The organism is Streptomyces sp. FH025, assembly GCF_017427025.1.
Classification (GTDB): Bacteria; Actinomycetota; Actinomycetes; order Streptomycetales; family Streptomycetaceae; genus Kitasatospora.
The window spans coordinates 1-13,346 of sequence record NZ_JAFLNG010000021.1 but is presented as its reverse complement, the minus strand read 5'-3'; the positions used below and the strand labels follow the sequence as shown (position 1 = coordinate 13,346).

Below are 13,346 nucleotides of genomic sequence, written 5' to 3'. Positions count from 1 at the left end.
GGCCCTTCGGACCGTCGGGCCCTCCACCCGCGGAGGGCCCGACGCTCCGGCCCGACCCGACGCGGCCGAACAGCGAACACGGGCGGCCCGCAGGGCCTTCAGTCCGCGATCGCGTCGTTCCCGATCCGGTCCAGGAGGACGTCGAGGCCGGCCGTCAGTTCCTCCGCCGGATCGTGGTCGGCCAGCAGCGAGGCGAGCGCGCGCAGGCGCGGGTACTCCGCGGCCGGCAGCCGGTGCAGTCCGAGCCTCAGCAGCGGTTCGGGCTCGTCGGGATTGTCGACGACCTGACGCTTGTCGACCAGCAGGTAGCCCAACACCCAGCCGACGACGGCGCGGTAGACCCGCAGAGTGGAGTGGTCGTCGTAGCCGGCCTGGCCGAGCACGGTCAGCAGTCGTTCGTTGAGCCGGAGCATCGGGGTGGAGCGGCGGGCCAGCGGGACGGTCAGCGGGCGGGTGGCCACCAGGGGGAACAGTTCGGGGTGCGCGTCGGCGACCCGGTGGAAGGCGCGGGCGATGCGGTGGACCTCCGCGCGCCACGCGACCCCGGAGTCGGGGTCGGGACGGACCGGCTCGGGCTCCGCGTCCAGGCTGTCGTTCACCTCGACGTAGAACGCCTCCACCATGCCGTCCAGCAGCGCCTCCTTGCCGGCGGCGTACCGGTAGAGCGCCATCGGTTCCACGCCCAGGTCCGAGGCCAGGCTGCGCATGGTCAGCGCGGCCAGGCCCTCGCGGTCGACCAGCGCGACGGCCGCTCGCAGCACGCGCGGCCGACTCAGCCGAGCCCGGTCGGGCGATGCGGGCTTCTCGTTCCTCCCGGCCGTCGGGCCGGGGTTCCCTTCACTTCCCATGGCCGTCTCCCGATCGTTCTCGGCCGCTTGACTCGTCCATGCACGAAGCGCAGGCTGTAAGTATACAAGGTAAATGTCCGACATATGGATACATGAGAGGTGTACGTCACCTGGGGCGCGCCGCGAGGGCGCGTGGCTCGCGCCCACTCCCGGTGCCCCGCACGCACGAGTGGATGGACAGGAGACATGAGAACCGCAGGAAAGTTCGGCAAGCTCGCTCCGCAGTTCCCGGAAGCCCTCAAGGACTTCACCGCCTACGCGAAGGCCCCGCTACCGCCGCCCCCCGCATCGGTCGACTGGGCCACCAACGTCGCCACGTGGCCGATGGACGGCAACGACCAGTACGGCGACTGCACCATGGCCGCCGCCGCGCACATGATCCAGTCCTGGAACGCCCAGACCAAGATGAAGGACGCCGAGCCGACCGAGCAGCAGGTCGTCGAGGAGTACAAGCGCCTGTCCGGTGGCCAGGACACCGGCCTGGTCGAGTCCAACGTGCTCAAGACCTGGCACCGCGGGGGCCTGTGGGGCAACAAGGCGGTGGCCTACGCGCCGGTCAACGTCCACGACAAGACCGCGCTCCAGCAGACCATCGCCCTCTTCGGCGGCGTCTACGTGGGCATCCAGGTGCCGGCCAACGCCCAGGAGCAGTTCGCGGAGGGCGAGCCGTGGACCCTGGACCCGGGATGGCAGCAGCAGTCGATCGTGGGCGGGCACGCGATCCCGCTGCTCGGCTACGACGACGACTGGATCTACGCGATCACGTGGGGCGGAGTCCAGCGGATCGCGTGGGACTGGTGGTTCACCTACGCCGACGAGGCGTGGGCCGTCCTGTCGCAGGAGTACAAGGAGGTGGGTGAGGTCAACGGCATCGACCTGGCCACGCTCACCGCGGACCTCAAGCAGGTCTGAGCAGGCTGGGCCGGCAGGCCCGTCCCGCGGGGGCTTTCGTCTCGGCCCCCGTCCGGACCGTCATTCGAACATCCCTGGGAGGCGTGTGATGTCGGACGTCGCCGAACACCTGAGCCCGATCGACCACATCGTGGTGCTGATGCTGGAGAACCGCTCCTTCGACCACATGCTCGGCTGGCTCTACACCGACCAAGGCAATGTCTCCCCGCTGGGCCAGCCGTTCGAAGGCCTGACGGGCAGCGAGTCGAACCCGGACGGGGCCGGCGGGAAGGCCGGGGTCTTCCGGATCAACGGCACCCGTCCGGTCGACTACTTCATGCCCGGGGCGGACCCCGACGAGGGCTACCGGGCGACCAACAAGCAGCTGTTCGGCACCGCCGCCCCGGGCGAGCCCGCTCCCGCGGCGACGAACGACGGCTTCGTCGCCGACTACGCGGCCACCCTGCCGCTGCGACACCGGCCGGGATGGTCGGTGTATCCGGGGACGACGGCCTCGGACATCATGGGGTGCTTCACCCCCGCCGCGCTGCCCGTCCTGTCGGGTCTGGCCCGCGGCTACGCCGTCGCCGACCACTGGTTCGCGTCGGCGCCCACCGAAACCATGCCCAACCGGGCGTTCGTCTGTTCCGGCACCAGCCAGGGACACCTGGACGACGGCACCCACACCTTCACCACCCCGAGCGTCTTCGGCCTGCTCTCCGACCACGGCATCGGCTGGGCGGTGTACGGGTACGCCAAGCAGCCGCTCACCCGCGGCAACTTCCCCGACATCCACGCCGCCGCCTCGCACTTCGGCCTCTTCCCCGGCTTCCGGACCGCCGCCGCGGCCGGCAGGCTGCCGCCGTTCACCTTCCTGGAGCCCGGCTGGAGCTCGACCGGCAACAGCCAGCACCCCAACTACGACGTCGCGCTCGGCGAACGGCTCATCCATGACGTGTACTACGCCCTGCGAAGCGGTCCCGCCTGGCCGAAGACGCTGCTGGTCATCACCTACGACGAGCACGGCGGCTGCTACGACCACGTCCCGCCGCCCGCGGGCGCGACCCCTCCCGACAACTCGGTCGGAGAGTTCTCCTTCGACTTCACCCGCTTCGGCGTGCGCGTGCCCACCGTCCTGGTCTCCCCGCTGATCGAGGCCGGCACCGTCTTCCGCGTCCCCGAGGGCACCACCCCGCTCGACCACACCAGCATCCTCAAGTCCGTCGAGCAGCGCTGGAACCTGCCCTCCCTCACCGCCCGCGACGCCGCGGCACCCGGCGTCGGCCCCGTCATCACCCTGACCACGGCCCGGACCGACGACCCGCTCGCCGGCGTCACCGTCCCCACCTCCACCGGCACCAACCCCGCCCGGTTGGAGACCTCCCACCTCAGCCAGGTCTACGCCGACCTGGTCGCCCACGGGCACATCCCCCAGTGACGGCCCGTGGAGGTGAGCCGTGAACTCCGTGTCCCGTGCCGCCGCCCCCCGCGTTCCCGCGTGGCTGGCGGCGCCGCTGGCCCTCGCCACGGCGGTTCCGGTGTCACTGGGCCTGTGGCTCGGCTCGCACGCACCCCCGGTCGCGGACCTCCGGCTGGAACTGGCCGGCAGCGCGGCCCGGGCGGGGCTGACGGTCGGCAGCCGCACCCGTGACTTCCAGCTCGCGCTGAACGCCGGCTACGGCGTCATCGCGGGCTACGTGGTGTCGCTGCTGGCCGCGATCCTGCTGGGCCGGTACACCATCTACAGCCACCACGCCCACCACCGCCTCACGGTCACGGGCGTGTACGCCGTCCTGGTGGCGGGCGGCTGCAACCTGGCGGAGAACCTCCTGCTCACCCGCGGTCTGGATCGCCTGCCCGGTGGCGGCGACCTGCCGTTCGCGGTGGCGACCGGACTCGCCACGGTCAGATGGCTCCTCCTCGGCCTGACCGCGCCCGTCGCGCTGATCACGGTCCTCGTGATCCTCAAGCGCGCCGGCGAAGCGCTGTGGCGCCGCACGGTCCAGGGGCGGCTCGGCCACCGGCACGGTACGGGAGACGACCCCGCCGACGAGCCCGCGCCTCCTCCCGAGCCCGATCCGGGCCCCCGGGGCCCTCGGGCCGCTCTCGCCGCGGCCGTTCTCCGGCTGCGTCGAGGAGGGCGCGGTGCGCGGGCCGCCCCTGAACACCCTGACGTGATCCCGCCCTGGCCGGTGATCTGCGCGGACGGCGAGCGCTGGCCGGAGGGCCCTCGCCAGCACCCCCCGCTCGGCAAGCAGGCCCGGTGGCGCAACGGCGCCCGGGTACCGCCGGGCCGTGAGCAGGCCGCCCTCGGATTCTGCGTCTCCGGCGGTGGCATCCGCTCGGCCTGCGTGACGCTGGGAGCGCTGCAAGCCCTCCGCGAGCCGCTGTGCAAGGCCCGCTACCTCGTCTCGGTGTCGGGCGGTGGTTACACGGCGGGTGCCATGCAACTGGCCCTGACCGGCTCCCGGGACGGCGGCGTACCCCCACCGGCCGGTGTCCGCCCGGACAACGTCTTCGAACCCGGTTCACCGGAGGAGGACCACCTGCGCCGGCACTCGAAGTACATCGCGGAGGGCACCGGCCAGTGGATGACCGCCCTGGGGGTGATCCTGCGGGGCCTGCTCGCCTCACTGAGCCTGCTCGTCGCGACCGTGCTGGTGCTGGGACTGGCCCTGAGCTGGGCGTACCACGAGGTGCCGCTGACCGACCTGAGCCAGCTGACCGCCCCGGGGGCGGTGCTTCCCTCCGGCGGCCCACCGCCGACGGGCCCGGCCTTCCGGGGGCCGGCGGTCGCGGCCGTCCTGGCCACGGCCGGCGCGGCGGCCGTCTGCTGGTTCCTCTGGCTCCTGGTCTTCACCTGGGCGAGCCGGCTCGCCCGCACGGCGAGGTGGCTGGCCGCGCTGTTCCGAGTCTTCGTGGTGTTCGCCCTGCTCCTGGCCGCCGTGGTCGTCGTCGTTCCCCTGCTGGCCTGGGGAACCGTCCGGGCGCAGTTCGCACTGAACGCGAGCGGCCCGCAGTTCGGCGTGGGCATCGGCAGCACCGCGCTCTTCACGTACCTGGCCGTCCTGACCGGGGTGCTGTGGCGACGCCGCGAGACCGTCGGCCACGGTTTCGGCAAGGTGGTCGACGTCCTGAGGGGAAAGTCCCAGCTGACGCGGGCCGTGCCGAACGGGTTCGTCCAGTACCTGGTGGTGTGGGCCGTTCTCCTCATGCTGGCCGCCATGTTCCTCCTGATCCTCGGCTGGGCCACCGCGACGGCGCGGAACTGGGACTGGAGGTGCCAGATCGCCGTCCCGGCCGTCCTCGCGCTGCTCGCGTCGAGCCTCGACCAGACGTGGATGAGCCTCCACCCGTTCTACCGGTCCCGACTGGCCTCGGCGTTCGCCGTCCGCCGGGAGAGCGACCCCGACGGAGAAGTGGTCGCGCGGCCCTACGAGTTCGGCACCGAACAGACGAAGCTCAGCTGGTACGGCCGGCGACACGACGGCTTCCCCCAGGTCATCTTCGCCGCGGCGGCGAACCTGTCCGGCAGCGAACGTACGCCGCCCGGCCGTCGCGCGGTGTCGTTCACCCTCTCGCACGACTACGTCGGCGGTCCGGACATCGGCTACGCCAGCACCCGCCGCCTTGAGGAACACACCAGACGCCACATCGTCAGGGACCTCACCGTGCAGTCCGCCGTCGCCGTCTCGGGGGCCGCCTTCGCCTCCGCCATGGGAGGTCAGGCGCGCGCGTTCCAGACCCTCTTCGCCCTGTCCAACGCCCGGCTCGGCACCTGGCTGCCCAACCCCGCGACCATGGCGGCACTGTGGGAACGCGACAGCGACTGGACCCTTCCCCGGCAGCCCATCGTCCGACGCCTGCCCTACCTGCTCCGCGAGGTCTTCGGCCGGTACCCGATGGACGACCGCCTGCTGTACACCACCGACGGCGGCCACTACGAGAACCTGGGCCTGGTCGAACTGCTCCGCCACGGCGTCCGCACCGCCGTGTGCATCGACGCGAGCGGAGGCATCCCGCCGTTCGCCGCCACCCTCGCCCAGGCGATCACCCTCGCTCGCGAGGAACTCGGCGTCGAGATCGTTCTGCACTCCCCGGAGCGGCTCGTCCCCGGCAGCGGCTGGCCGCTCAGCCCCAGGCACCCCCTGGCCGGGCTGAACGCCCGCCTCTCGGCCACGTCGGTGGTCACCGGCGACATCATCTATCCGCAGGACCTGGTCAAGGACGGAAGACGCCGCGGCCGCAGGGGCAGGCTGATCGTGGCCCGAGCGACGCTGACCAGGGACATGCCCTATCAACTGCTCGCCTACGCGAACTCCCACCCGGTCTTCCCGCACGACGGCACCAGCGACCAGTGGTTCGACCACAGCCAGTTCGACGCCTACGAAACGCTCGGCCGCTTCCTCGGCGAACGGGCCGGAAGGGCACTGGACCACCTCTTCCGGCCGCTGTGACCACCGGTTCGGCCGCATCGGGGCGTTCCTCTTCGGATTGCGGGCGCATATCGCCCCTCTTAGCCTGCAGATGCCCTACAAGGCGAGACCGAGGAGCGAGTCATGACTGGCCGAACGACCCCTTCCGGGCGTGTACTTCCCCGATTCGAGGAGGCCGAGGGACTGGGCCCGGAGGACGCCCGGTTCGTGAGCGATCTCGTGGCCGTACTGGAGAGGCACGGAAACCTCGACCGTTTCGGCCTGTGCCTGTTGCACGACCACTTTCCCGTCGCCTCCGACGAGATCCTGGTCGAGACCCACGACTCCGACGCGCGCACGCTCCACATCCAGGTCGAGAAGGCGAGCACGACCAAGCACGCCAAAGCGTCCCAGTGGCGGTTCGTGAAGACCGACCGGAGTGCCGACGGGGTCGAGAGCCTGGCCTATCAGGTGACCCTCCAGTGCACGCTGGCCAGCGGTTGCCCGGGAAGTGACAGCAGGACGCCTTGAACCCGCCTCCCGGACCGCCCCGCTACGGGCCGGCGTCCCGGGCGGCGGCGGGCTGGTGGAGATGGTGGTGCGTCGCGCTGCTGCTGGTGATCGCGGTGTGCTGGGCCCCGCGGCCCGCGCGGGCCGCGACCGTCGACGACTGCCGTGCGGAACTGCTCGACGCGGCCCACGCGGACACCGTGCTGCGGATCTCCAGCCGTGGCCAGCCCATCGCCGAGGCCCAGGTGGTCACCACGGTCCAGGTGCCCACCACCTGGCCGTACGCCGGTGACCTCCTGCTGAGCGAGAACTCCGACAAGTACCGGCACGCGATGCACTGCCTCCTGCGGGATCCGGTGGCACCCGGGGAGCAGGCGGCGGCCAGGGACAAACGCCCCGACGAGTGGCGGGTGCACAGCCCGCAGGTGACCGTGGAGGCCCCCCGGGTCAAGGTGCGGTACGAGACCCTCACCTGGCTGGACCACCACGGAGCCTTCGCCGTGGGGCCGTGGACGATCCGGGTGGGGACCGAGCACTGGCGGCTGTCCCTCACCCCGCCGACCCTGCTGCGAGGCGTCCGCTGGGAACGGGTCCAGATCGACCTGGGCGGCCTGGACGCCTTCGAGGTCTCTCCCACCCCGCAGGCCCTCGACAGCGCGGGCATCGTGTGGACCGGGCTCGGACCACCCGGTGATCAGGACCCGGTGGTGGCGGTGAGGGTGGTGCCCCGGTGGCAGCGCGCCTGGACGGCGAACGCCGGCACCGAACCCTTCCTCGGCATCAACCGCGGCGCGCTGGCGGCCTGGTGGGTGGCCACCTCGATGGTGGTCGTGGCGGCCGCACGACGGGCCCGCCGTCCGCCGACGGACGGCGAGGTCACCACGCTGCAGAACCGCAGCAGCGCGGCCCTCACGCGGTGGGGCCTGCTCACCGCCGTCATGGGCCTGGCCCTGCTGCTGTACACCGAGGTCCTCGAAGCGGTCGCACCGCGCTGGCTGGGCTACGAGTCGCGCTGGCAGATCCTGCTCGGCCTGCTGGTCGGCTGGGTCCTCCTGGCCCTGGCCCGCCCGAGGAGGTCGGTGGTCCTGGCCGCGTCGCTGGTGGCGGCGGCCGGAGCGCTGGTGGCCGCGCTGCCCTCCCTCTTCGGACTTCCCCCGAAACTCACGCCCCTCACCAGCCCGTCCGCCGGCGGCATCGCCGCGCTGACGGTGATGACCGCGGCGGTGCAGTGGCTGTGGCTGGCCGGCCCCGTGCTCTGGGCCTGGCGGCTCCTGCGTGAGGGCGGGATGCTCCGGTCACCGGCGACCCCGTGGCGCCTGCGCCGGATCGGACCGGTACTGGCCGCGCTCACCCTCCTGCTGCTCGGCTGGGCGTGGTGGGCCTACGAGCACCAATGGCGGCGGATCAGCTGGCTGAGCGACCGCACCGCACCGGCGTACGGCTCCCAGCACCGGCTCCAGCTGAGCCACGACCTGGTGAACCACGCCTCCGCCATCCCGGTGTGGAGCTACGCCCACACCTGGGTGCTGACGGCCGTCGGGATCGTGGCCCTGCTGCGGGCCAGGAACCTGGAGGTCCGGATGCCCCCCGCGAATCCCACCCGACTGGACTGCCTCCTGCTCGCCCTGTTCTTCGCCCTCGTGGTGGCCTGGCGCCCGAGCTCCTACGCGGGCAGCCAGCTGTCCACCGGCATCTGGCTGGTGGTGGACATCGCCGCGGTCTACGGCCTGCTGGCGGTGGGCCGTCGCTGGGCGGTCCTGACCAAGCACCTGGAGGGGTACGACGCGGCTCCGTCGCTGAACGAGGCGATGACCGAGGCACGCCGCAAGGACCTCATCGACCGGGCCCGCCGCTACCGGGAGCTGATCGCCATGCTGCGCCGCCAGGACGAGTGGCCGGGCGAGGGCCCGCTGAGCCGGCACGCGGTGGAGAAGGAGCTGAGCGGCCTGCACCGCTGGCGGCACGCGCCCGGAACCGGCGACGCGGCCCGGCCCTGGCTGCCCAGCCAGGTCACGGTCGTGGACGTCGCCCTGAGCTGGGGGCCCCATGCCAAGTGGTGGGACAACGCCCGCCGGGCCGCGCTCCTGGCGGCCGTCTTCGGCCTTCCCGGCAGTTTCGTCATGGTCTGGGTGGCCTACGCGGCGGACGAGCAGTGGATGACCACGGGGCAGAACCCCACCGGAGTACCCGACCTGGTGTGGATGTTCGTCTCCTGGGAGCTCACCTGGGCGGGCGCGGGGCTGCTCCTGGGAGCGCTCTGGCGCATGCTGCCGGGTCGCCGCGGCCCGACACGCGCCTCGAGCCTGGTGTTCACCTATGCCCTGGGGATCGGCCTGAGCGTCCTGGCCAGCCGCCTCACCGACCAGGCGCTCGGCAGCGTGGCCCTGGCCACCTGTCTGATGCTCCTGGTGCTGACCCTCACCGGCATCGCCATGGACGTGGACACCTTCCGCTCCGAACGGCGCTTCTGGCCCAGCCGGACCGAGCAGCTGTTCTCGATCTACCAGCTCCGGGGCTTCTCCGTGCACATCGCCTACGTGCTGGCCCAGGTGGCCACGGCACTGACCATTCTGAAGTTCTTCGCCGGTTCGGACGTCCGGGGTCTGAAAGGGTGACGATCGTCCTCCCGGGGATCCCGGTCCTCGGGAAGGCGGTCGTCATCGCCATTCGACCGTGAGCCGGCCGGCCCGCTCGTCGACGTCGGTGCCGAGTTCGGCGCAGGCGGTGGTGAACCGCTCGCGGATCCACTCCCACTCCTCGCCCCGGGCGAGACGGGTGTGGCAGAAGTCCAGGAACAGCGGTACCGCGTCCAGGCGCACCGGCGCCAGGTGGGCACGGTCCGGGCCGTCCAGGGTCACCAGGAAGAGCAGGCCGAGGTCGTTGCGCAGCGCCGGGTCGACGGCGTAGTCGTCGATGAAGTCGCCGAGGTCGTACAGGACGCTCTCGGCCACGCCGTGGAAGACGTGGGCGGAGTGCCCGGCGACGAGCGTCGCCCCGGCGGTCAGGAGCCGCGGGGCCGCCGCGCGCACGTGCGACGGCGGGTGGGAGGTCATGTTGGGGCCCCAGTGCGGGGTGACCAGCACCGCGTCGGCCTCCCGCGAGGCGCGGGCCACCAACTCGGTGAGCCAGTCGGGCACGCCCGTGCGGAGCTCGGCCCACGCGACCCCGGGACGCCGGGCCCCGGCCGCGTACTCCTCCGGGTGGTCGGTGACGCCGACCACCGCCAGCCGCGCCCCGCCGGCCTCCAGCACGGCGAACTCCCGGGCCGCCGAGGCGTCCCGTCCGGCGCCGACCGTACGGACGCCCGCCCGTTCCAGCAGGTCGCAGGTGTCGGTCAGGGCGTCGAAGCCGTAGTCCAGGGCGTGGTTGTTGGCGAGCGTCACGCAGTCCACCCCCAGCTCGGCCAGGACCGCGGCGGCGGAGGGAGGGGCGCGGAAGAAGAACGGCTTGTCCGGGTCCGGCCAGCGCTCACCGCGGCCGGAGACGCAGCACTCCAGGTTGAGCACGACGAGATCGGCCCCCGCCAGCAGCTCCCGCACCTCCGCGGACAGCAGCGTCGCCGGCGTCGGCGCGTGCCGCAGCGCCTCGGCGACACCGCGTCCGAGCATGGTGTCGCCCGCGAGTGCCACCGTGAGAGCCATCCTCCCGGCCTGCTTCCTGCCGTACCTTCGCGCGCGCCCCCGCCCCTCCAGGCTCGGCCCGTGCTCCGCCGTAGGCAACCCGCCGGCCCGTACGCCCGGATGCGCGGGGCCCCTGGCGGGGACGACCCTGGAGAGGAGGGCTCCCGGCCGTGGGGACAGCGCGCGAACCCGGGACCCGCGCGACGAAGGGACGGCGGTCATGGTCACCGCACGGGACATCATGCACACCGGGGCGACCTGTGTGCTGGAGAGCGAAACGCTGGAGACGGCGGCGCGGCGGATGCGTGAGCTGGACGTCGGCGCCCTGCCGGTCTGCGGGACCGACGACCGGCTGCACGGGATCGTCACCGACCGCGACATCGTGGTCAAGTGCCTCGCCGAGGGCCGGGACCCCAGGACCACCACCGCCGGCGACCTCGCCGAGGGCAAGCCGGTCACCATCGGCGCGGACGCCGACCAGGGCGAGGTGCTGCGGCTCATGGAGGAGCACCGGATCCGCCGCCTGCCGGTCATCGAGGCCCACCGGCTGGTCGGCATGATCAGCGAGGCCGACATCGCCAGGCACCTGGACCAGCACGAGATCGCCGAGTTCGCCGCGGCCGTCTGCGCCCCGCGGCTGAGTCTTCCGCCGCGGCCGACCACGGGGGGCGTCAGCCGGTGACGGCGACGCTGGTGGTCCGGCCGGGGGCGACGGTGACGGTCGCGTAGGTGTAGGTCACGCCGTCGACCGTGGTGGTCCGGGGGGCCCGGGCGGTGCCGTCGACGGTGATGCCGGTGTGTGCGCCGGGGAAGCGGGCCTCCCAGGTGCGCGCCGTGGTGCCGGTGTTGGTGAGGGTGCTGCCGGTCCGCCCGTCGTGGCGCAGGGTCACGGTGCCGTCGCCGACCGGGATGTCCGCGACCTGCACCCAGCCGATGTCGTCGGGGAGTTGGGAGGCGGTGGTCAGGGAGCCGGCGGCGGCGTCGGGTTCGACGCCGAGCAGGCCCTGGACGGTCTGGCCGAGCAGGGTGAAGGGAAGCTCGGGGTAGTCGCCGTTGAGCATCCGGCCGCTGACGTGGAGCTGGTCGACGCCCTCGTAGACGTGCCGCATCCACTTCCAGGCGGTGGCGCCGTCGTGGCCCGCGAAGAAGGCGTCGGGCAGGTAGGTGTAGCCCTCCGCGTTGACGGAGGCCTGCGGGCCCGAGTCCTGGGCGTCGATGAACTTCAGGTAGGAGTCCAGGCGCGGGCCCGGGTCGAGGAGCCGCTTCGCCGGCATCAGCACGCTCGTCTCGTAGCCCCAGCCGCTGACCGGGCGGCCCTGGGTGTCGTAGCCGTGGACGACGTCGGCGGGGAGCCTCGGGTCGACGCTCCAGGTGGTGTTGACGTAGCTCTTCAGCGTGGTGGCGGCCTGCCGGTAGGCGTCGGCGCCGGCGGTGTCGCCGCGGGCGGCGGTCAGGGTCGCGGCGGCCAGGTAGGCCTGGTACTGGGCGGCGAGGGCGTCGCCGGCCTCGGCGTAGGTGCTGGTGGCGTTCTCGGCGTAACTGGCGGTGCCGGCGAAGATGCTGTTGCTCGTCGCCTGGGGGATCGGGACGCCGTGGTTGTCGATCGGCCCGGGGTGCCGGGCGATGAAGGTGCTCAGGGTGGTGCGGATGTAGTCGCTGAGCACCGGGTCGTCGGCGTAGTCGCGGTCGCCGGTCCACCGGTAGGCCTCGCCGGCCTTCTCCACCAGCTCGAAGGGGGCGGGCAGTTCCCGCACGAAGCTGTTCGGGCCGTGGTAGTCGATGCTGCCGTACGTCCTGGCGTCGAAGTTGAGGGCCCAGACCGGGAAGAGGCCGTTGGTGTCGGTGGCGGAGCCGGCGAAGCCGCGCAGCATGGTCTTGTTCTGGGCGTCGAGGCCGAGCAGGTGGGCGCCGACCAGCTGGTGGGCGAAGTCGCGGACGTAGAAGTCGGAGCGGAACGGGTAGCCGGCCCAGTAGGTGGTGTCGTAGGTGCCGGTGTGGGTGCCGCCGGTGTTGTTCTCGTCCATGTTCATCACACCGGTGGTGCCGGCCTGTTGGACCCAGCTGTTGGCCTTGGTCTTGGCCCAGTCGAACAGGGCGACCAGCTCGGCGTTGGAGGAGCTGATCCGAGGGTCGTTCGAGGCGGAGGGAGCCACGGAGGCGTCGTCCACGTTGACCCAGCCCGAGGGGGAGGAGCCGATCACCAGGGTGACCTGGTCGCCCGCCGCCACCGTGATCCGGGGGAGGGTGTACTTGGCGTACGTGCCCTGCTCGGGCAGGGGCAGCGAGCGCACCACGGTGCCGTTGACGCTGACCGAGAAGGTGCCGCCGGCCGCGCCGGTGGCGATCCAGGCCGACAGGTCGTACGAGCCGGCGCTCAGAGCGGTGACCCGCTGGCTCACCGTGTAGCCGGAGCCCGCGTCGAGGTAGGCCAGACGGTTGCCGGAGTGCGGGTTGTTGGTGGCCACGCCGGTGTGCTCGGTGAACGTCCAGCCGAGGGCGCCGTCCTCGAAGCCGGGGTTCGTGAGGACCAGCGGCTCGGTGCGGGTCAGCGTCCAGCGCTGGCCGGGTGAGGAGTCGCAGCGGCGGGCCTGAACCTGGACGTCCGTGCCTTCGGCGCCGCCCGGCGCGGTGAGGCACTGGCCGTTGTCGAGCGTCCTGAGGGTGTAACCGCCCCCGGGCGCCCGGGAGATGGTGAACCGCTCGTTGTCGGGGACGTCGGCGCAGTCCTCGGTGACGGCGGACCGCGTCCGCTGGTGTGCGGAGCCGGCCGCGACCAGGCAGCGTCCGGTCGCGGAGTCGATCAGGGCGTAGGCGGCCGGGGAGGTGGTGTTGACCCGCAGCAGCCGCCAGCGCTGGCTCAACAACCCCTGGCAGGCGGCCCGGACGGCCGGGGTGCCGGGCGCGGACTGCGCGAACCTCGTGCCCAGGCACCCGCCGTCCAGGGCGGACCGGACGACGAAACTCCCGCCGTTCACCGGGGCGTCGTCCGCCGCCCGGGCGGGGCTCGCGGCGGACACCTGGGCGGTGAGGACGGTCAGGGCCGCGAGGGCGGCGAGGCCCGA

9 protein-coding genes are annotated in these 13,346 nt (G+C 72.4%); 6 read left to right on the top strand and 3 right to left on the bottom strand.

Going from position 1 to position 13,346, the window contains the following annotated elements:
- Positions 1-98: 98 nt before the first annotated feature.
- A complete protein-coding gene (locus J0670_RS02950) occupies positions 99-848 on the bottom strand; it encodes a TetR/AcrR family transcriptional regulator (protein ID WP_207809284.1) in 750 nt (249 codons plus the stop codon).
- 186 nt (positions 849-1,034) lie between these two features.
- Between J0670_RS02950 and J0670_RS02945 the strand changes: the two genes are divergently transcribed.
- The 5 genes from J0670_RS02945 to J0670_RS02925 all read left to right on the top strand — a co-directional run bounded on the left by J0670_RS02945 (position 1,035) and on the right by J0670_RS02925 (position 9,279).
- Positions 1,035-1,760, top strand: a complete 726-nt coding sequence (locus J0670_RS02945; RefSeq protein ID WP_207809282.1) for a hypothetical protein — start codon at positions 1,035-1,037, stop codon at positions 1,758-1,760.
- Positions 1,761-1,848: 88 nt separating this feature from the next.
- A complete protein-coding gene (locus tag J0670_RS02940) occupies positions 1,849-3,177 on the top strand; it encodes an alkaline phosphatase family protein (RefSeq protein ID WP_207809280.1) in 1,329 nt (442 codons plus the stop codon).
- Between the two features lie 19 nt (positions 3,178-3,196).
- On the top strand, positions 3,197-6,196 hold the full coding sequence (locus tag J0670_RS02935) for a patatin-like phospholipase family protein (protein WP_207809279.1): 3,000 nt from the start codon (positions 3,197-3,199) through the stop codon (positions 6,194-6,196).
- 186 nt (positions 6,197-6,382) lie between these two features.
- Entirely contained in the window at positions 6,383-6,685 is a 303-nt protein-coding gene (locus J0670_RS02930; protein ID WP_307806356.1) for a hypothetical protein, read from the top strand.
- Positions 6,682-9,279, top strand: a complete 2,598-nt coding sequence (locus J0670_RS02925; protein WP_207809277.1) for a DUF6185 family protein — start codon at positions 6,682-6,684, stop codon at positions 9,277-9,279. The genes J0670_RS02930 and J0670_RS02925 overlap by 4 nt, the downstream gene beginning before the upstream one ends.
- Positions 9,280-9,321: 42 nt before the next feature.
- Here the strand turns inward: J0670_RS02925 and J0670_RS02920 are convergent, their stop codons facing one another.
- Complete coding sequence (locus J0670_RS02920) at positions 9,322-10,305, bottom strand: CapA family protein (protein ID WP_207809275.1); 984 nt, start codon at positions 10,303-10,305, stop codon at positions 9,322-9,324.
- Between the two features lie 199 nt (positions 10,306-10,504).
- Between J0670_RS02920 and J0670_RS02915 the strand changes: the two genes are divergently transcribed.
- On the top strand, positions 10,505-10,966 hold the full coding sequence (locus J0670_RS02915; protein WP_207809273.1) for a CBS domain-containing protein: 462 nt from the start codon (positions 10,505-10,507) through the stop codon (positions 10,964-10,966).
- Here the strand turns inward: J0670_RS02915 and J0670_RS02910 are convergent.
- Positions 10,956-13,346: ricin-type beta-trefoil lectin domain protein (locus J0670_RS02910; protein WP_207809271.1), on the bottom strand; the 2,391-nt coding region annotated here is incomplete at its 5' end. The two genes, J0670_RS02915 and J0670_RS02910, sit on opposite strands and share 11 nt — an antisense overlap.